At 44.4% G+C, this 18,813-nt stretch carries 19 protein-coding genes; 18 read left to right on the top strand and 1 reads right to left on the bottom strand.

Annotated features, from left to right (window positions below; all coding sequences use genetic code 11):
• Positions 1 to 52: 52 nt before the first annotated feature.
• Positions 53 to 454: an Asp23/Gls24 family envelope stress response protein gene (locus IGK14_RS01475; RefSeq protein ID WP_010748640.1), complete on the top strand. Its 402-nt coding sequence runs from the start codon at positions 53 to 55 to the stop codon at positions 452 to 454.
• Between the two features lie 50 nt (positions 455 to 504).
• Positions 505 to 954, top strand: coding sequence for a transcriptional regulator Spx (spx, locus tag IGK14_RS01480; protein WP_010748641.1), 450 nt, complete (start codon positions 505 to 507; stop codon positions 952 to 954).
• A gap of 147 nt (positions 955 to 1,101) precedes the next feature.
• Here spx and rpsD read toward each other — a convergent pair whose 3' ends face one another.
• The gene (gene rpsD / locus IGK14_RS01485; protein WP_005227158.1) at positions 1,102 to 1,713 is read right to left on the bottom strand and encodes a 30S ribosomal protein S4; all 612 of its coding nucleotides are present in this window, start codon (positions 1,711 to 1,713) and stop codon (positions 1,102 to 1,104) included.
• A 367-nt stretch (positions 1,714 to 2,080) separates the two neighbouring features.
• Between rpsD and IGK14_RS01490 the strand changes: the two genes are divergently transcribed.
• From IGK14_RS01490 to IGK14_RS01565, 16 genes are all read left to right on the top strand, one after another.
• Positions 2,081 to 2,878, top strand: a complete 798-nt coding sequence (locus IGK14_RS01490) for a formate/nitrite transporter family protein (RefSeq protein ID WP_005227159.1) — start codon at positions 2,081 to 2,083, stop codon at positions 2,876 to 2,878.
• A 217-nt stretch (positions 2,879 to 3,095) separates the two neighbouring features.
• On the top strand, positions 3,096 to 3,872 hold the full coding sequence (locus tag IGK14_RS01495; protein WP_005227160.1) for a Cof-type HAD-IIB family hydrolase: 777 nt from the start codon (positions 3,096 to 3,098) through the stop codon (positions 3,870 to 3,872).
• A gap of 118 nt (positions 3,873 to 3,990) precedes the next feature.
• A complete protein-coding gene (locus tag IGK14_RS01500) occupies positions 3,991 to 4,413 on the top strand; it encodes a methylglyoxal synthase (RefSeq protein WP_008376307.1) in 423 nt (140 codons plus the stop codon).
• 37 nt (positions 4,414 to 4,450) lie between these two features.
• Positions 4,451 to 5,686, top strand: a complete 1,236-nt coding sequence (gene pepT / locus IGK14_RS01505) for a peptidase T (RefSeq protein WP_005227162.1) — start codon at positions 4,451 to 4,453, stop codon at positions 5,684 to 5,686.
• Positions 5,687 to 5,836: 150 nt separating this feature from the next.
• On the top strand, positions 5,837 to 6,634 hold the full coding sequence (locus IGK14_RS01510) for a TIGR00282 family metallophosphoesterase (RefSeq protein ID WP_010748642.1): 798 nt from the start codon (positions 5,837 to 5,839) through the stop codon (positions 6,632 to 6,634).
• A gap of 7 nt (positions 6,635 to 6,641) precedes the next feature.
• On the top strand, positions 6,642 to 7,031 hold the full coding sequence (locus IGK14_RS01515; protein WP_010748643.1) for a YlbF family regulator: 390 nt from the start codon (positions 6,642 to 6,644) through the stop codon (positions 7,029 to 7,031).
• Positions 7,015 to 9,567, top strand: a complete 2,553-nt coding sequence (gene mutS, locus IGK14_RS01520) for a DNA mismatch repair protein MutS (RefSeq protein WP_010748644.1) — start codon at positions 7,015 to 7,017, stop codon at positions 9,565 to 9,567. The genes IGK14_RS01515 and mutS overlap by 17 nt, the downstream gene beginning before the upstream one ends.
• A gap of 15 nt (positions 9,568 to 9,582) precedes the next feature.
• Positions 9,583 to 11,691 (top strand): DNA mismatch repair endonuclease MutL, encoded by a 2,109-nt coding sequence (mutL, locus tag IGK14_RS01525; RefSeq protein ID WP_010748645.1) that lies wholly within the window; start codon positions 9,583 to 9,585, stop codon positions 11,689 to 11,691.
• Positions 11,688 to 12,248 carry a Maf family protein gene (locus IGK14_RS01530; RefSeq protein ID WP_010748646.1) on the top strand — a complete coding sequence of 187 codons (561 nt, stop codon included), beginning with the start codon at positions 11,688 to 11,690 and terminating at the stop codon, positions 12,246 to 12,248. The genes mutL and IGK14_RS01530 overlap by 4 nt, the downstream gene beginning before the upstream one ends.
• Positions 12,249 to 12,250: 2 nt before the next feature.
• A complete protein-coding gene (locus IGK14_RS01535; protein ID WP_010748647.1) occupies positions 12,251 to 12,649 on the top strand; it encodes a GFA family protein in 399 nt (132 codons plus the stop codon).
• An 88-nt stretch (positions 12,650 to 12,737) separates the two neighbouring features.
• Positions 12,738 to 13,169 carry a peptide-methionine (R)-S-oxide reductase MsrB gene (msrB, locus tag IGK14_RS01540; protein WP_008376288.1) on the top strand — a complete coding sequence of 144 codons (432 nt, stop codon included), beginning with the start codon at positions 12,738 to 12,740 and terminating at the stop codon, positions 13,167 to 13,169.
• Between the two features lie 181 nt (positions 13,170 to 13,350).
• Complete coding sequence (gene ruvA, locus IGK14_RS01545) at positions 13,351 to 13,941, top strand: Holliday junction branch migration protein RuvA (protein WP_005232405.1); 591 nt, start codon at positions 13,351 to 13,353, stop codon at positions 13,939 to 13,941.
• A 14-nt stretch (positions 13,942 to 13,955) separates the two neighbouring features.
• A complete protein-coding gene (gene ruvB / locus IGK14_RS01550; protein WP_010748648.1) occupies positions 13,956 to 14,957 on the top strand; it encodes a Holliday junction branch migration DNA helicase RuvB in 1,002 nt (333 codons plus the stop codon).
• Positions 14,958 to 15,308: 351 nt separating this feature from the next.
• Positions 15,309 to 16,220: an ABC transporter permease gene (locus tag IGK14_RS01555; RefSeq protein ID WP_005232388.1), complete on the top strand. Its 912-nt coding sequence runs from the start codon at positions 15,309 to 15,311 to the stop codon at positions 16,218 to 16,220.
• An 11-nt stretch (positions 16,221 to 16,231) separates the two neighbouring features.
• On the top strand, positions 16,232 to 17,113 hold the full coding sequence (locus IGK14_RS01560) for a carbohydrate ABC transporter permease (protein WP_005227173.1): 882 nt from the start codon (positions 16,232 to 16,234) through the stop codon (positions 17,111 to 17,113).
• Between the two features lie 14 nt (positions 17,114 to 17,127).
• Positions 17,128 to 18,729, top strand: coding sequence for a sugar ABC transporter substrate-binding protein (locus IGK14_RS01565; RefSeq protein ID WP_010748650.1), 1,602 nt, complete (start codon positions 17,128 to 17,130; stop codon positions 18,727 to 18,729).
• The last annotated feature ends 84 nt before the right edge of the window (positions 18,730 to 18,813 follow it).

The raw sequence follows: 18,813 nt of genomic DNA on the forward strand, positions 1-18,813 counted from the left end.
GACTTTGCGATGTCTCTAGTATCCTTTCTTATTTAACCAAGGAGTGTGAAAAATGACTGACGATCAGCAAACAACGAATGTGTCTAATGAAGCAGCGCAAGCAAGTCCACTGTCCTTTGAAGAGAAAGTCATTGAAACAATTGTTGGTGTCGCTTTGCAGTCAATTGATGGCTTGATTAGTGTAAATGGCAGATTTCTTTCAGATATGACCGAAAACCTTGAAGAACAGCCGCAAGTCGCTTCTGGCATTGATGTGGAAGTTGGCAAAGAAGAGGTTGCAGTTGACTTGGAAGTAATCGTGGCTTACGGCAAAGATATCCCCAAACTCTTAGCGCAAGTCCAAGAAGTGGTCTTAGAAGAAATTAGCCGCTTGACTTCTTTGAAAGTCAAAGAGATCAATATTCGAATCGCCGATATCGTCAAACAGGAAACGATCGATCAAATCGAAGGTTGAGCACCAAACAAAAAATCGAAGTACATCAAAGAGAAAGGAAGAATGAACAAATGATATCACTATATACAACACCCAGCTGTACGTCATGTCGTAAAGCCCGTGCATGGTTGACCGAAAATGAACTACCATTTAAAGAGAGAAACATTTTTAGCGATCCATTAAATAGTGATGAACTAATGGAGATTCTTTCTTTAACGAAAAATGGAACGGAAGACATTATATCTACTCGTTCGAAAGTGTACCAAAAGCTAGACATTGATTTAGAAGAGTTGAAGCTAGAGGAGCTGCTTTCATTGATCGAAAAATACCCGAACTTATTGAAACGACCAATTATCTTAGATGAGAACAAGCTCCAAGTGGGATACAATGAAGAAGACATTCGTAAATTCGTGCCACGAAACTTACGAAAGATCATTTTCAAACGACGTCAAACAGAGCTGCTCATGTTTAATTATCGCCAAAAGCAAGAAGAAGGCGAATCTGTTGCGAACTTTATCTAAAATAGGAACAAAACCGGCAAATGAATACAGCGATGTATCATTGTCGGTTTTTTTGGTATTTTTTAAGGGTCTTCTTAAAGGGATCCGTAAATCCGTTGAGTCCACAAAAAAACACGATTCCCAAAAGGAATCGTGTCGGTTGAAATCTTAAAGTTTTTGGTTGTAGAATTCAACGACTAGTGCTTCGTCAACTTCTGCAGACAATTCATCACGCTCAGGTAAACGAGTTAATGAACCTTCTAATTTTTCGCTATCAAAGCTTACAAATGACGCGCGGCCAGCTGTTGCTTCAACTGCTTCTTTGATTGTTGAGATGTTTTGTGATTTTTCACGAACGCTGATGACTTGTCCAACTTCAACGTGGTATGAAGGGATATCAACGCGTTTGCCATCAACTAAAACGTGACCGTGGTTTACTAATTGACGTGCTTGACGACGAGTAGTTGCTAAACCTAGACGGTAAACAACGTTATCTAAGCGTTGTTCTAGCAAGATCATGAAGTTAACACCGTGTTTACCTTCTTTGATTTTGCTTGCTTTGATAAACAATGTACGGAATTGACGTTCGTTCATGCCATACATATGACGCAATTTTTGTTTTTCAGTTAATTGCATGCCGTATTCTGATTTTTTGCCACGGCTGTTTGGTCCGTGTTGACCTGGAGCGTAAGGGCGACGTGCCAATTCTTTTCCAGTTTCTGATAAAGAAATTCCTAAACGACGAGAAATTTTCCATGATGGTCCTGTATAACGAGACATAATTTAGTTCCTCCAATAAAATAGTTTGGAGTAAAATAATCCGTTGAAAAATTCACATTCGTGCAGTTCGTTCTTCAATCTTCACCTTTGCAGCCGCGGTTACGCAATTGCACCCGAGGGGCAACGAACTGGTGACGAGCTGTTATTTTCCTGCTGCATTATTTTACACAAGGAATAGTATACGACAAACTAGGGGCAAAAGTCAAGATGGAGCTGGCTTTGGATTTGATGAAAACAAAGCTTGAAATTTTTCATTAATTACTTATATTTTCAAATATCTCTTTACAAATCAGCATTTCGTCATTAGAATATGGAAGTATTGTGCAAATTATAACGAAGTAAAATTTTTCATAAAAGGAGTAGAAAAATGAATCCAGTATCCCCATTATTTGAGAAGATCGATTCATCCATAGAAAAGAAAATCGATTTGATCAAGAGTAGTTATTTGCGTTACGCTGTACGTGCGATGATGGCTTGTTTATTCTTGACCCTCGGAACAGCTATTGCTTTTGCGATCGCTATGAAAGGTGAATCAATGGTTCACGGGTTAGGAAAAATTTTGTATGCATTTATGTTTAGCTGGTCTTTAGTCATGATTCTTTATATGAACGCAGAATTAGGAACATCGAATATGTTGTATATGACTGTTGGGGTTTACCGTAAACGTCTAAGTATTCCTTTGGCATTGAAAATTTTGCTTACGTGTGTCTTATTCAACTTGATCGGCGGGGTGATCTTCGGCTCGATCGTTGCGCTAACCGGACCTTTTCAAGGGCTGACCGCAGACAACTTTATGCTGACCTCGATCACTGCAAAATTAGAAAAATCCACTATCCAAATTTTAGTGGAAGCGATGTTCGCTAATATCGTGGTAAACACAGCCGTGTTGGTAAGCATGCGGATGAAAGACGATGCTGGAAAAGTCGCAGCAATCATTTTCATCATCTTCATCTTTGCTTTCTTAGGCTTCGAACACGTCATCGCTAACTTCCCAGCGTTTACCTTAGCTTTCTGGGCTTCAGGGGGACACTTGGCAGGCATGACTGTCGGCAGTGTGATCCATAATTTAGTTTTTGCCTTTATTGGTAACTATATCGGCGGTGGCTTGGTCATGGGACTTGGCTATGCATGGTTGAACAACTCAAAATCGACCTATGTCGACTAATCAGAACCTACAAAAAGAAGCAGCGATGCTTCTTTTTTTCTTTTCTCTAACATTTCTCTAGGAAGAAGCTATCATCCCTTAACGGAGCGTTGAAATCAGCGGTCATTTGTGTTAAGAATAAGTATGTACGGTTTTTCTTGCTGTTTTTTGTAAAAATGACCGCAACCAAGACCAAAATCTTAGTTACTTCTTAATAGAAAGCGAGCCTTAACCTTTTATGAATCGGAAATTCTTTGCCTTTGATATTGATGGAACCTTGCTTGACTCGAACAAACAGCCACTAGACAGTACGCTAAAAGCCCTTGACCTTCTGCGAGATGCTGGCCATTTCGTGACCGTTGCCACTGGGCGCAGTCGTTTTCACGCCCAAGACATTATTCGTTCATTGTCCTTTGATAATTACATTTTATGTAATGGGGCAGCCGCCTTTCTTTCGCATCAGCAGGTGTATAAAAATTTGCTCGATGAAACGCAATTGGCTGCTTTCGTGGCAGAAGCCCAAGAGCTTGGGATCGATACGGCCTTTGTCGGGATGGATACAGCGAAACGAGCGTCTTCGTTGGATATTGCTAAAATGGAAGCAGCGATGCATTCCTTTGGTGCCCAACTTCCTGAGCTGGACATGGACTTTCCTGAAGAAAAAGAAGTCTATCAAGCATTGGCTTTTTACGGAAAAGAGTATGAGCATTTTTTTGACGAGAAATACAGCAAACTGCGTTTTGTACGTTGGCATGAAAACAGTGTGGATGTCGTTCCAAAAGAAGGCTCCAAAGCAGCAACGATCTTGTGTGTCGCAGAACAATTAGGGATAGCACAAGAAGATGTGATCTGTTTTGGTGATGGCCAAAACGATCGTGAAATGCTGACTGCCGCAGGTGTCGGTGTGGCAATGGGCAATGCGGTCCCTGAGATCCAACAAGTCGCAGATATGGTGACCGCTAGCAATGATGAAGATGGCATCTGGTTAGCCTTGAAAGAATTACAACTGATTTAAAAAGGAATCCTTTAGACATAGCACAGTCGATTTGCGGCATCTGTGCTATGTTTTTTTGTTTTTTCTCGGTCGCAAAGAAAATAAATTGGTACAATAGAAAAAAGGGGGAATGCAGCAAATGAAAATCGCATTGATTGCTCATGATCGAAAAAAGGATGTAATGGTAAAATTAGTGACTGCCTATCGAGAAATTTTAGCGCAGCATGAACTTTTCGCAACAGGAACTACGGGGAAGAGGATCGAAGAAGCAACCCAGTTGCCTGTCCACCGCTACAAATCAGGGCCGCTGGGAGGAGACCAGCAAATTGGCGCCATGATTTCGCAAGATGACTTGGACATGGTGATCTTTTTGCGCGATCCTTTAGCCGCACAACCCCATGAACCAGATGTAACGGCATTGATTCGCTTGTCAGACGTGTACGAGATTCCTTTAGCCACCAATATGGGAACGGCAGAGATCTTGCTGCGCGGCTTAGCAGCTGGCTTTGCTGATTTTCGACAAGTGATCCACGAAACGGACAATCGTCCCCTGTCGTTATAAAGATAGTAGAAGAATTGAAGAAAAAGGACGTGCAGAATTGAAAGCAATCTTAAAGGATTTTTTGACCTATGCAAAAATGAATACTCGCTCGGATGCCACGAGTCAGACCATCCCAACGACGCAGGGACAAGTTGAGTTGGCTCTTTTATTGAAAGATCAGTTGATCGAGATGGGATTAGCGGATGTTGCTTACTATGAAAAGAATAGTTTTGTGATCGGACGTCTACCTGGTAATCCTGAAAAAACGGCGATCGGCTTTATTGCCCATGTAGATACGGCAGATTTCGAAGCTGAAAATATTCAACCGCAGATCCATGAAAATTACGATGGCAAGGATGTTTGTTTAAATAAAGAAAAAGCCATTTATATGACAACTGCTGAATTTCCTAATCTCAAAGACTATGTCGGCGAAACGTTGATCACAACGGATGGAACGACCCTGCTGGGTGCAGATGATAAAGCTGGTATCGCAGAGATCATTGATGCGCTGCGGATCTTACAAACGATGGATGCGCATAAGCGTGGCGATGTCTGGGTCGCTTTTGGTCCGGACGAAGAGATCGGGACTGGCGCTGATCGCTTTGATGCGGCGGATTTTCCAGTAGCATTTGCTTACACGATGGACAGTGGTCGCGTGGGCCATATGGAGTATGAAACTTTTAATGCGGCTCGTATCGATATAACGATCGACGGTACGAGTGTGCATCCTGGGACTGCCTATGGTCGTTTGGTCAACGCCTTGAAAATCGCGCATCAAATCGATGATGCCTTACCAGCAGAGGAAGTTCCTGAACGCACCCGCGGGTATGAAGGCTTCTACCTGCTGCACAATTTGACGGGACATATTGGTCGAGCAGAAGTTTCTTATATCATTCGTGATCACGATCATACGCTTTTTGAACAGCGAAAAGCCAACATCGTGGGGATCATTGATGAACTGAACACAGCCTATGGGCAAGAACGTATCACCTATACGCTGTATGATCAATATTACAATATGGGGGATTTGATCAAGAAAGATCCCCGCAGTATCGAAGCTGCCCGAGCAGGGATGCAAGCGATTGGCGTGACGCCGATCGAAGCACCGTTTCGTGGCGGGACCGATGGCTCGAAAATCACCTATAAAGGGATCCCAACACCGAACTTATTTGTCGGCGGTGAAAACTTCCATGGCCAGTATGAATTTATTACCGTGGAAGCGATGGAAAAAGCCCGTGATTTGATCGTGGCGATCGTAGAACATGTAGGACAAGAGGACACCACTGTTTCCTAAGAGAATTAAGCGACACGCTAGACTGATGCGAAAGAGTCTAGCGTGTTTTTTTGTTCTGCTGCAGGGAAGAACCGCAAGTGAAAGAACCTTTTTTTTCTGGACCAAAACCCTTATAATAGAAAAGAAGCTAAAAGAGAAGAGGAAAAATGTGTGCGGGTATTATTCATTGGAGATGTAGTTGGTTCATTAGGAAGAGAAACGATCACGGAGTACCTTCCAAAATTAAAAAAGGCGTATCGGCCACAGGTGACGATCGCAAACGGCGAGAATGCGGCGGCGGGTCGTGGGATCACTGGTAAAATCTATAAGAAATTTTTGCAAGATGGTGTCGATGTCGTGACACTAGGCAATCATACATGGGACAACCGTGACATTTTTGAATTTATTGGCGATGCGAAGAAAATGATTCGTCCAGCCAATTTTCCAGAGGGAACACCGGGCGTCGGCATGGTATTTGTGAAAGTCAACACCATTGAATTAGCGGTAATCAACATGCAAGCTCGCTCGTTCATGGTAGACCTTGATGATCCGTTTCGCAAAATGGATGAACTGGTTGCGATTGCCCGCAAACGCACACCGTTTATCTTTGTGGATTTTCATGGGGAGACCACCAGCGAAAAACAAGCGATGGGCTGGTATTTGGATGGCCGTGTTTCGGCAGTCGTCGGCACGCATACCCACGTCCAGACCAATGATGCGCGGATTTTGCCCCAAGGAACGGCTTATTTGTCAGATGTCGGCATGACTGGTCCTTATGATGGGATCTTGGGGATGAAACGCGAACCAGTCATTGAAAAATTTTTGACGGCGTTGCCGCAACGGTTTGAAGTGATTGAAAAAGGCCGCAGTATTTTGTCGGCTTGCTTGCTTGAGATTGATGAAGCCACTGGTAAAGCAAAATCGATCCGTCCGATCCAAATCAGTGAAGATCGCCCGTTTACAGAATAGGAGAAGCATGGAAGAGCAATTAGCCAAGGAACCACACGTTGCCCAAGAGCTGGCTGCTTTGCAAAGGCTCTTGTCTGATCATCCGATCGTTCAAGAATTTCAAGAAATTCAAGCACGAGCCTTGCAAAACCAAGGGCTATTGGAGCTGGAAGAAGCGTTGAAGCAAGCGCAAAAAGAAATCGTTCAATTTGAGCATTATGAGAAACCCGAAGCAAAAAAAGCTGCCGAGCAGCGTTATGCGTCATTGACAAACGAATACGAGCAGCATCCTTTAGTGGTTGCTTATCGCCAAGCGTTACTGCAAGCAGATGAATTGCTGCAATATGTCACGACGGAGATCCAAAAGAAAATGAATAAAGCCATCGAGGAGGATGAAACCAATGCCTCAAAAAACTAAAAATACCCCGATGATGGAACAGTATTTAAGCATCAAGGCTCAGTACCAAGATGCTTTTTTATTCTATCGTTTAGGGGATTTCTATGAATTATTTAATGAGGATGCTGTCAAGGCAGCACAAATTTTAGAACTGACGTTAACCAGCCGCAACAAAAATGCGGAGGAACCGATCCCTATGTGTGGGGTGCCTTACCACGCTGCCAGCAATTACATCGACACCTTGATCGAGCAAGGCTACAAAGTAGCGATTTGTGAGCAAGTGGAAGATCCAAAAACCACCAAAGGAATGGTCAAACGCGAAGTCGTTCAACTGATCACGCCGGGAACGGTGATGGACAGCAAAGGCCTATCCGCCAAAGAAAACAACTTTTTGACAGCTGTTTTGCAGCAAGGGGAGCGTTTTGGCTTTGCCTATGTCGATCTAAGTACCGGTGAATTAAAAGCAGCGCAATTGGAAGATGAAGAAGCTGTCGTCAATGAGGCCGCCGCTCTGCAAACGAAAGAAGTCGTTTTGTGCAGCGAGATCCCTGAGTCATTGCAAACAACACTGACCAATCGCTTGAATGTCGTGTTTTCTAAGCAAGAAACGTTGGAAGAAAATGCCGAATTTCAATTTTTAACAGAACCTCTCTCCCAAGAGTTAGAAAAAGTAGTCACAGGGAAGTTGCTAAGTTATTTGGCGATCACCCAAAAACGCAGTTTAGCGCATATTCAACAAGCCGTGGAATATCAGCCCGATCATGCCTTGAAAATGGATCATTATTCCAAATTCAACTTAGAATTGACGCAGTCGATTCGAACTGGCAAAAAACAAGGGACTCTTTTGTGGTTGTTGGACGAGACAAAAACCGCAATGGGTGGCCGTTTGTTAAAGCAATGGTTAGACCGTCCCTTGATCCAGCCAAAGAAAATCACTGCCCGCCAAGAAATGGTCCAATCGTTACTGGACAGTTTCTTTGAGCGAGCAGATCTGCAAGAAGCGTTGACGAAAGTCTATGACATGGAACGCTTAGTCGGACGGGTCGCCTTCGGAAATGTCAATGGCCGCGATTTGCTGCAGTTGAAATCTTCTTTGGAGCAAGTGCCTCTGATCGCGCAATTGCTGCAAGGCATCAACCGTGGCGAGTGGAATGACTTGCTGCTGGAATTAACGCCCTTAGATGATTTGGTTGCACTGATCGAAGCTGCGATCGATGAAGATGCCCCGTTACAGATCACGGAAGGCAACATCATCAAAGACGGGTTCCATCAACAATTAGATGAATACCGTACAGCGATGCGTAACGGCAAGCAATGGCTGGCGGAATTAGAAGCCAACGAACGCCAAGCGACGGGAGTCAAAAACCTGAAAGTTGGGTTCAACCGCGTCTTTGGCTATTACATTGAGATCACGAAAGCCAATCTAGTGAATTTAGATACCTCTCGCTACGAGCGCAAGCAAACGTTAGCCAATGCGGAACGGTTTATTTCCCCCGAGTTGAAAAAACTGGAGACTTTGATTTTAGAAGCCGAAGAGAAATCGGTGGATTTGGAATACCGCCTGTTTCTTGACGTCCGTGAAGAAGTGAAAAAGAGTATCACCCGTCTGCAAAAGTTAGCCAAAGCCGTCAGTGCGGTCGATGTCTTACAAAGTTTCGCCACAGTTTCGGAACGCTACCAATACGTGCGGCCGACAGTAGCGAAAAAACGAGCGGTATCGATCATCGACGGCCGTCATCCTGTAGTGGAAAAAGTCCTTGGTCACCAAGAGTACATTCCGAATAGTATCGTGATGGATGAAGAAACAGAGATCTTGTTGATCACAGGACCAAATATGTCTGGGAAAAGTACGTACATGCGGCAGTTTGCCTTGCTAGTCATTATGGCGCAGATCGGCTGTTTCGTACCCGCACAATCTGCAGAGATGCCGATTTTTGATCGGATCTTTACTCGCATCGGTGCCAGCGATGACCTGATCGCCGGTCAAAGCACGTTTATGGTGGAGATGATGGAAGCCAACCAAGCGCTGCGTCATGCAACGCCTAACAGCTTGATTTTGTTTGATGAGTTAGGGCGTGGGACTGCGACCTATGATGGCATGGCATTGGCACAAGCTATCATTGAATATATCCACAAAGAAGTTCATGCCAAAACACTTTTCTCCACCCATTATCATGAGCTGACGGTGTTAGATGAGGAATTGGCGCACTTGCGCAATGTCCATGTTGGTGCCGTTGAAAAAGAAGGCGAAGTCGTCTTCTTGCATAAGATGATGGAAGGGCCCGCAGATAAAAGCTATGGGATCCATGTAGCCAAAATCGCTGGACTGCCAAGTGCACTCTTACAGCGCGCAGCCACGATCTTAAAAGCGCTGGAAGAACATGAACCGACGGTACAGCCAAAACCCGTCGTCGAAGAAAGTCAGCAGTTGTCGTTGTTTAGTGAAGTATCTACGGAAGAAATCGGCGTCATCGATCAGTTGAAGAAATTGAATCTGTTGGAAATGACCCCGATGGACGCTCTGAATACATTGTACGAGCTGCAAAAACGAATTTAGAAAGAAGGTCAGCAGATGGGAAAGATCCAAGAGTTATCCGAACGTCTGGCGAACCAAATCGCGGCAGGAGAAGTCGTTGAGCGACCGGCTTCTGTCGTCAAAGAATTAGTTGAAAACGCCGTGGATGCCGGCAGTACCCAAATCGATATTTTTATTGAAGAAGCGGGCTTGCGTAAAATCCAAGTCATCGATAATGGCGAAGGAATTGCAGAAGAGGATGTCTTGACTGCCTTTAAACGCCACGCCACCAGCAAAATCCACAATCGGGATGACTTGTTTCGAATACGTACCCTCGGGTTTCGCGGGGAGGCTTTGCCTAGTATCGCTTCGGTTTCGATCCTCTCGATTGAAACGGCAGTCAAAGGCGCCCAACAAGGCTCCTTTGTGCGCTTAAAAGGCGGCGCTGTTGAAGAGCATCTGCCTGCCAACTTGCGGCAAGGAACCAAGATCACTGTGGAAAACCTCTTTTACAATACACCGGCACGTTTGAAATATGTCAAGACGCTGCAAACGGAACTAGCGAACATCGGCGATATCGTCAATCGGATCGCCCTGAGCCACCCAGAAGTGGCTTTTCGTCTCGTTCATGAAGGCAATAAGATGTTGAGCACCACTGGAAGTGGGCAGTTAAAACAAACCATCGCAGGGATCTACGGGGTGGAAACCGCCAAAAAAATGATCGCGATCGATACTGAGGACCTCGACTTTAAAGTCACTGGCTTTGTGTCACTGCCAGAAGTCACCCGAGCCAGCCGCAACTATTTATCCACGATCATCAATGGTCGTTATATTCGCAATTTTGCTTTGAATAAAGCGATCGTTGCTGGTTACGGATCAAAATTGATGGTCGGTCGTTTTCCATTAGCTGTCCTTGAAATCAAAATGGACCCCTTATTAGTCGATGTCAACGTTCATCCGACTAAGCAAGAAGTTCGTTTGTCAAAAGAAGAAGAACTGACCAAGCTAATCAGTAAAGCTATCAATGAGGCGCTGCGGGAAATCAATTTGATTCCTAACGCCGCTGACAATCTGCGTTTCAAGAAAAAAGTGGCCGATCAGCCAAAAGCCCAGCAGCTTGGCTTGGAACTGGAGTCAGCAGGAAATTCGACTTCTGGGTTGTCTTATAATCGCGAAACAGGGAAATTTGAGGTGCAGGGCAACACTTATCAACAGACTGTGGATAACTCTGTGGAAAAACCTGTGGAGGAAGGTGGAAAACTTCCAGAAATGCCACAGGAATCTAGCGACAACCTGTTGGAAGAAACCGAGGAAACCTTTCGCAGTTTGGAAGAGACGCTGCCAAATAAGCCTGTCCGAAAACCATTTGTGGAAGGCCAGACGGAAACAAAAGCGTCGCTGCCAGAAGCGCCAGTCTTTCTCCCAGATGAGACGCCAGAGCTTACGGCGCAGGATCTGCAAAGTCAAGCGACTCTGCATCCTGAAATGCATGGGGATGACCGCAACTACCTAAAAACGGTCGAACGGTTGCTGGAAGAAGAACCAGCGAAGGAGCGTTTTCCCCAATTGGATTATTTTGGGCAGATGCATGGGACCTATTTGTTTGCCCAAAGCGAGGCGGGGCTATATATCGTCGACCAGCATGCGGCGCAAGAACGAATCAAATACGAGTATTACCGCGAAAAAATCGGCGAAGTGACCAATGACCTGCAAGAATTGTTGGTGCCGATCGTTTTGGATTATCCCAACAGCGATGCACTGCAATTACAAGAACAAAGCGACAAGCTGGCAGAAGTCGGGATCCATCTGGAATCTTTTGGGACCAATAGTTTCATCGTCCGAGCGCACCCGACTTGGTACCCTAGCGGTGAAGAAGAAGCCATCATCCGCGAAATGATCGATATGTTATTGACGACAGGAAGTGTCAGTGTCAAAAAGTTTCGTGAAGCAACCGCGATCATGATGAGCTGCAAACGATCCATCAAAGCCAATCACTATTTGAATGAAGCACAAGCTAGGATCTTGTTGCAAGATTTAGCGAAATGCGAGAATCCCTTCAACTGTCCCCATGGTCGTCCGGTGCTGATCCATTTCACCAACAGCGACATGGAGCGGATGTTCAAACGGATTCAAGATCCTCATCGAGCAAGGAGTGGCATGGAATGATTATTTTGGCTTCACAGTCGCCGCGGCGCAAAGAATTACTAGCAGAGTTAGTCTCGGAATTTGCGGTCATACCAGCAGATATCGACGAGTCGGTCCGACCAAACGAAGCTGCGATCCCTTATGTCCAACGGATGGCAGCAAAAAAAGCGGCGGCTATTGCGCAAACCTATCCTGAAGATCTGGTGATCGCGAGCGACACGACGGTCGTGGTGGGTGAAGAAATCTTAGGAAAGCCAGTCGACCGTAAAGATGCTCTGTCGATGTTGCGAAAAATGAGCGGACGTACCCATTGGGTGCATACCGCCGTCGTTTTGCAAAAAGGCAAACAGCAACGCCAAGCAGTGGTTTCGACGGAAGTTGTGTTTCGTCCTTTGACGGATCAAGAGATCGACAAGTATCTTGCCTTAGATGAGTACCAAGACAAAGCGGGCGCCTATGGGATCCAAGGGGCAGCCAAAATATTTGTCTCATCGATAAACGGCGATTTTTATACGATCGTAGGATTTCCTGTCGCTACGGTCTATCAGTTGTTGCAAGAGTTTACGGAGGAGGAATAAGGATGGATGTTTCTGGTAGTTGTCTTTGCGGCAAAGTCACGATCAACTTGACGGGAGTTGCGAAAGAAATCACGGTTTGTCATTGTAGTCTCTGTCAAAAATTTCACGGCGGACCGATGTTTGCTCTTGCGCCATGCGCTGAGGACCAGATGACTCTTCAAGGAGCGAAGTGGCTGCGACGTTACGATTCTTCTGAGTGGGCACAGCGAGGATTTTGCAGTCAATGCGGCTCGAGCCTGTTCTTTTACCTCAAAGAAGCACACACCTATTTTTTTGCGGCTGGGTTGTTTGGCAACATGCCAGAAGCTGTCTTAAGCGAAGAAATCTATACAAAAGATCAACCGCATTTCTACCATTTTGCGGAACCAACGACTCGTTGGCAAAAGCTACAAAACCCTTAAACAATTTGAGCAAGTCATTTTACATTCGCTAAGAAAAAAGGCATGATAGAGCATACAGGATGAGTCTAGAGGAAAAGCAGGTGAAAAAATGACAGATAAAAAAGAATTAAAAGAAAAATTGTCGCCAATCGAATATGCGGTGACCCAAGAAAATGCAACCGAACGCCCCTTTACTGGCGAGTATGATGATTTTTATGAAAAAGGGATCTATGTTGATATCGTCAACGGAGAACCATTGTTTGCTTCTACTGATAAATATGACGCAGGTTGTGGCTGGCCGTCCTTTTCGAAACCGATCAGTCGCCAAGATATTCAAGAAAAAGCCGATTTTTCTCACGGCATGCATCGGGTAGAAGTCCGCAGTAAAGAAGCTGACTCTCATTTAGGACATGTTTTTTCAGACGGTCCTCAGGACAAAGGCGGTTTGCGCTATTGTATCAACTCGGCAGCATTGAAGTTCATCCCTTTAGCAGAAATGGATGAAAAAGGCTATGGCGAATTCAAATCACTCGTTGAGTAAGTATTAGGAACTGTGTGCGAAAAAAAGACGCAGCAGCATGTCTCGTTTGAAAAAATGCGACTGAAACAACGGTTTTTCCTCCGTTTGTTTCCTGCTAAGCCTTTTCCTTCGTTCACAGTCCTTTTTTTGCCCTCTCGTCTGTGCTACAATAAAGGGAACATATGTACAGAAAGGAAAGCACATGTACGAATATATCATAGGAAAAGTAACGGATATCTTTCCGGCGTATATCGTCGTTGAGACCCATGGCATCGGCTATCAGATCGCTTTTGGCAATCCGTATTCATTTAGCGGCAAGTTGAACCAAGAAGTAAAAATCTATCTGCACCAAGTGATTCGTGAAGATGCTCATAGTCTCTACGGCTTTGCCACGATCGAAGGCAAGCAGTTGTTTTTAAAATTGATCAGTGTCTCAGGTATTGGACCAAAGAGTGCGTTAGCAATCATGGCCAATGAAGACCATACAGGGTTGATCACGGCAGTCGAAAATGGGGACGTCAATTATTTGACTAAGTTCCCAGGTGTCGGTAAAAAGACGGCGCAGCAAATGATCCTAGACTTGAAAGGCAAAGTGGCTGAACTGGTTGGAGAAGAAGCGATCGTTCCTCTAAGCGTAGCAACGACTGCTTTAGATGAAGCAATGGAAGCCTTGAAAGCATTGGGTTATAGCGAAAAAGAAGTCAAGAAAGCCGAAAAACAATTAGCGGCGAATACCACAAAATCGACGGATGAGTACTTGCGGGAAGCTCTCCGATTGATGATGAAAAAGTAAGGAGCAAGTAGACGATGGATGAACGAATTGTTTCGCCAGAAAGCACTGAACAAGAAGAGATCATCGAAAAATCCTTGCGTCCGCAAACCCTTGCCCAATATATCGGACAAGACAAAGTCAAGCAGGAGCTTTCGATTTATATCCAAGCGGCGAAAAATCGAGAAGAAGCGTTGGATCATGTCCTCTTATATGGTCCGCCAGGCTTAGGGAAAACAACGATGGCAATGGTGATCGCCAACGAGATGCAGGTCCAAATCAAGACGACCAGCGGTCCTGCGATCGAAAAACCAGGGGATTTGATTGCGATCTTGAATGAGCTACAGCCAGGGGATGTTCTGTTTATCGATGAGATCCATCGCTTGCCTCGTGTCGCCGAAGAAATGCTTTATTCGGCAATGGAAGATTTTTATGTAGATATCATGGTGGGGCAAGGGACAACGGCTCACCCGGTTCATTTTCCACTCCCGCCATTTACCTTAGTCGGCGCAACGACGCGGGCGGGGATGCTCTCGGCGCCGCTACGGGATCGCTTCGGGATCATTTCTCATATGCAATATTATGAAGACCATGATTTAAAAGAGATCGTGCAGCGGACTGCGTCGATTTTTGAAACGGATATCGTGGAAGAAGGGGCGATCGAAATCGCCCGCCGATCCCGAGGCACTCCACGGATCGCCAACCGGTTGCTTAAACGAGTTCGCGATTATGCGCAAGTGCAAGCGGATGGCTTGATCGATCGCGCCGTTGCTGATCAGGCATTGGCGCTTTTGGCAGTCGATCATGCTGGCTTGGATTATATCGATCAGAAATTGATCCGCACGATGATCGAATTGTATCAAGGCGGCCCGGTGGGATTAAGTACGATCGCTGTCAATATCGGGGAAGAAACCGAAACAGTGGAAGATATGTACGAACCGTTTTTGATCCAAAAAGGATTTTTGAAACGCACCTCGCGTGGGCGGATCGCAACGCCGTTAGCCTATGACCATTTTGGCTATCCGCAAAGAAGTGAATAGAACGAAGCAGCAATCAACGATAATTGCTGCTTTTTTGTGCTTTTGGTGAAACGTTTCTTTTTATTTTTTAATGATTTCTGAGAATCAATCGATGTTGAAAAAATACAGCGTTTGTGAAATTTGATTAGAAGGAAATATTTTGAAAAAGGATTTCTTCTGAAAAAGCTGTTATGAAAGCTTTTTATTTGTGAGGAACCCAACAAAATTTGTGAAAAAAGAAAAGCTGAAAAAAATAATTGGAAAGGCTTGCATTTTCGATTGGCAGCGGATATAATCTTTTTGTAGAAACGTTTCACCAAAATGTGGAGATATAGGTAGTGTTGCGAGGATAGAAAGAAGGAGATTTTGTGTATGAGTAAACTGCAAAAGTTTTATAGTCAACGGCAGCTTCACTGGATGGTTTTTCCCGGCGTGGCATTTATGATCGTATTTAATTATATTCCGATCTACGGAATTATAATCGCTTTCAAAAACTATACGGTGATTGACACGATTTCATCAGCACCATGGGTCGGGTTAGAGAATTTCCGTATCATTATGAATGACAGTTTTTTCTGGGAAGCGGTTAGAAATACGTTAGCCATCAGCTTATTGAAATTAGGTTTAGGTTTTGCGATCCCGATTGTGTTAGCCATTATGATTTTTGAAATGCAAGATGGCCGCTTGAAGAAATTTATTCAAACGGTTTCATACATTCCCCATTTTTTCTCATGGATCGTGCTAGGTGGGATGATGATTTCTTGGCTGTCAACGAACGGCTTTATCAACCAAGTGCTGATGTCCGTAGGATTGATGGACAAAGGGGTCAATCATCTGTTGGATCCAAGCAAATATTGGTGGATCGCGGTCCTTTCTGATCTATGGAAAGAAGTCGGCTGGGGAACGATCCTTTACTTGGCAGGTATGTCGCGGATCGATCCAACGTTTTATGAAGCCGCACGAATCGATGGTGCCAGCAAGCTAAGACAGATTCGTTCGATCACATTGCCATTACTGACACCGATCATCTCCTTAAACTTGATTCTGAATGTGAGCGGTATCTTAGGGTCAAACCTAGATCAAACATTAGTTTTAATGAATTCACAGAACCAAAACCGTTCAGAAGTCATCAACTCCTTCGTTTATAAAATGGGGTTGACGCAAGGTGATTTCTCTTATGCAACTGCTGTCGGCTTGGGGATCGCGGTCATTTCCGTCATCTTATTGGTGATCACGGATCGAGTGACCCGCAAGTTGAACAACGGCAATTCAGTTATCTTATAGGAGGAAAAAACATGATCAAAAGAAAAGCAAAAGAAAACACGTGGTTTTACTTCTTCAATACCGTGATCTTGATTTTATTCTCATTGATGATCATCGTACCGATTTGGAATATCTTGGTTTCCTCCGTGTCTTCTAGTTCTGGATTAGCGGGCAACGGCCTCGTGTTATGGCCCAAAGGCTTTACCTGGGAAAACTATCGGAAAGTTTTTTCCGACGCAAGTATCCCCCGTGCCTTCTTGATCTCAGTGTTAAAAACGGTTCTTGGGGCTGCGACCCATACCTTGTTTTGTGCGATCGTGGCTTACGGATTGAGTAAATCACGCTTGGTCGGCCGCAACATCTATACAACGATGGGGGTCATCACCATGTACTTCAGTGGTGGGATGATTCCAACATACTTGCTGATTCGCTCGCTAGGATTACTGGATTCTTTCTGGGTCTACATTATTCCAGCCTTGTTCAGCTACTATGATGTCGTAATTTTAATGAACTTTTTCCGTGAGATTCCGCCTTCACTCGAAGAATCTGCGAAGATCGACGGTGCAAGTGAATTCCAAATCTTCTATAAAATCTTCTTACCATTAACGAAACCGGCCTTGGCAACCATCATCTTGTTCAACGGGGTTGGCCAATGGAACGATTTTATGACGACAAAACTGTATATCACAAAAGAGTATCTCTATCCGCTGCAAATGAAGATTTATGAAATCATCGTCCAATCCAACTTGAGTACGATGACTGAAAGCGGTAGTACCGACTTTATCGTCCAAGCAACGACCCGTGGGGTTCAGTTGGCTACGATCGTCATCACGACAGTGCCAATTTTAATTATATATCCATTGCTTCAAAAACACTTTATCGGCGGTATGATGGCCGGTGCAGTAAAAGAATAGAAAGAGGGATAGACATGAAAAAAGTAGTAGGCGGTTTATTGGCAGCATCAGCATTACTCAGCTTAGCAGCATGTGGCGGCAGCTCAGACAATGCCAGCAGTTCGGATTTTTCTATCAAAGATCGGTATGAGTTAGATGAAAAGACACCAGCATGGAAACTCGATACCAAAGAAGAACCAACCAAGATCACATGGTACATCAATTCAGACTGGACAGCTTTGCCATTTGGTGAAGATGTGACGACAGCCCAAATCAAAAAAGATTTGAACATTGATATTGAATTTATTTCAGGGGATGATTCGAAATTAAACGCTTTGATTTCAAGTGGTGATATGCCTGATATCGTGACGTTGATGGATAAAACCAGTCAAGCAGCCACAAAAGCTGATAGCTGGGCATACTCATTGAACGATTTAGCGGAACAATACGATCCGTATTTGATGAATGTCGTGACCGAAGATACCTTCAAATGGTTTGCTTTAGATGATGGCAAAACTTATGGCTATCCAAACTATTCCAACACAGCAGCAGACTACGAAAGCGGCAATATTCCCGTCAACGACAACTTTGTGATCCGTGAAGATGTCTATGAAGCATTAGGCAAACCAGATGTTTCAACTCCAGAAAACTATGTGAAAGTCATGAAAGAAATCAGCGAGAAATTCCCTGATTTGACACCAATGGGCTTCACAACGATCGGCGAAACAGCAGGACCATTCTTAGATAAATTGCAAGATTTCTTAGGTGTTCCATTAGAAGATGAAGATGGTGCGTTCTACGACCGTAATTTAGATGAAGAATATATCTCATGGTTGAAAACCTTCAATCAAGTGTATCGTGACGGCAACATCAGTGATGACAGCTTTACCGATGACGGTCCAACCTATGATGAAAAAGTAAAACAAGGGGACTATGCAACGATCTTAGTCGCAGGAACGAGCGGACAAGGTGGGAACTTCACTGAATTCATGAAAAACTCTGACACACGCTACATCGCAATCGATGGCCCTGCCAGCACGTCTGGTCGTGAAGCAACCTTGAACCAAACAGGAATCTCTGGCTGGTTGATCAACTACATCACAAAAGATGCGGCGGATCCAGCAAAAGTAACCCAACTCTTCACGTACTTGATCGATGAACCAGGACAAATTTTGACAAAATTCGGTGTTGAAGGCGTGACGTATGAATACAACGATGAAGGCAAAATCGATTACTTGCCAGAAATCAAAGAAATGGAACAAACCGACAACGAAGGCTACAACAAAAAATATGGTATCAGCCGTTTCAACTACTTTAATAATGACCGTGTCAATGCAATGAAAGTCAAAACCGAAAATGCGTTGACTCAAATGCAAGAGTGGGGCGAAGGCAAATTGTATCCACACTTTGTGATCGAAAATACGGATCCAGATGCTGGAACTGCTGAAGCACGTTCAAACACAGCCATCAAAACCAAAATCAACAGCACGATCATCTCATTGATCCGTTCAAAAGATGAAGGAACATTTGACAGCACACTAACCGACTTTGAAAGCTTCTTAGATTCAAACAACTGGGATGCAATCAAAGACATTAAAACTGAAAAAATGGCCGAAAACCGCGAACGACTAAAATAACCCCCATAGGAGAGGAAAGGAAGCCAAAAAAAAGACCTTTCCTCTCCTTTGCTTTGAAACACAGGTTTTGCGCGTACTTTGCGC

This window comes from Enterococcus sp. DIV0970a, from assembly GCF_051711265.1.
Taxonomy (GTDB): Bacteria; Bacillota; Bacilli; order Lactobacillales; family Enterococcaceae; genus Enterococcus_D; species Enterococcus_D casseliflavus.

Bases quoted from the DNA above. Each gene is read 5' to 3' on its own strand.
- IGK14_RS01475 (WP_010748640.1), top strand. From the start codon at position 53: ATGACTGACGATCAGCAAACAACGAATGTGTCTAATGAAGCAGCGCAA.
- mutS (WP_010748644.1), top strand. From the start codon at position 7,015: ATGCCTCAAAAAACTAAAAATACCCCGATGATGGAACAGTATTTAAGC.
- IGK14_RS01515 (WP_010748643.1), top strand. From the start codon at position 6,642: ATGGAAGAGCAATTAGCCAAGGAACCACACGTTGCCCAAGAGCTGGCT.
- ruvB (WP_010748648.1), top strand. From the start codon at position 13,956: ATGGATGAACGAATTGTTTCGCCAGAAAGCACTGAACAAGAAGAGATC.
- spx (WP_010748641.1), top strand. From the start codon at position 505: ATGATATCACTATATACAACACCCAGCTGTACGTCATGTCGTAAAGCC.
- mutL (WP_010748645.1), top strand. From the start codon at position 9,583: ATGGGAAAGATCCAAGAGTTATCCGAACGTCTGGCGAACCAAATCGCG.
- msrB (WP_008376288.1), top strand. From the start codon at position 12,738: ATGACAGATAAAAAAGAATTAAAAGAAAAATTGTCGCCAATCGAATAT.
- IGK14_RS01490 (WP_005227159.1), top strand. From the start codon at position 2,081: ATGAATCCAGTATCCCCATTATTTGAGAAGATCGATTCATCCATAGAA.
- IGK14_RS01530 (WP_010748646.1), top strand. From the start codon at position 11,688: ATGATTATTTTGGCTTCACAGTCGCCGCGGCGCAAAGAATTACTAGCA.
- IGK14_RS01535 (WP_010748647.1), top strand. From the start codon at position 12,251: ATGGATGTTTCTGGTAGTTGTCTTTGCGGCAAAGTCACGATCAACTTG.
- rpsD (WP_005227158.1), bottom strand. From the start codon at position 1,713: ATGTCTCGTTATACAGGACCATCATGGAAAATTTCTCGTCGTTTAGGA.
- ruvA (WP_005232405.1), top strand. From the start codon at position 13,351: ATGTACGAATATATCATAGGAAAAGTAACGGATATCTTTCCGGCGTAT.
- IGK14_RS01495 (WP_005227160.1), top strand. From the start codon at position 3,096: ATGAATCGGAAATTCTTTGCCTTTGATATTGATGGAACCTTGCTTGAC.
- IGK14_RS01500 (WP_008376307.1), top strand. From the start codon at position 3,991: ATGAAAATCGCATTGATTGCTCATGATCGAAAAAAGGATGTAATGGTA.
- IGK14_RS01560 (WP_005227173.1), top strand. From the start codon at position 16,232: ATGATCAAAAGAAAAGCAAAAGAAAACACGTGGTTTTACTTCTTCAAT.
- IGK14_RS01565 (WP_010748650.1), top strand. From the start codon at position 17,128: ATGAAAAAAGTAGTAGGCGGTTTATTGGCAGCATCAGCATTACTCAGC.
- IGK14_RS01555 (WP_005232388.1), top strand. From the start codon at position 15,309: ATGAGTAAACTGCAAAAGTTTTATAGTCAACGGCAGCTTCACTGGATG.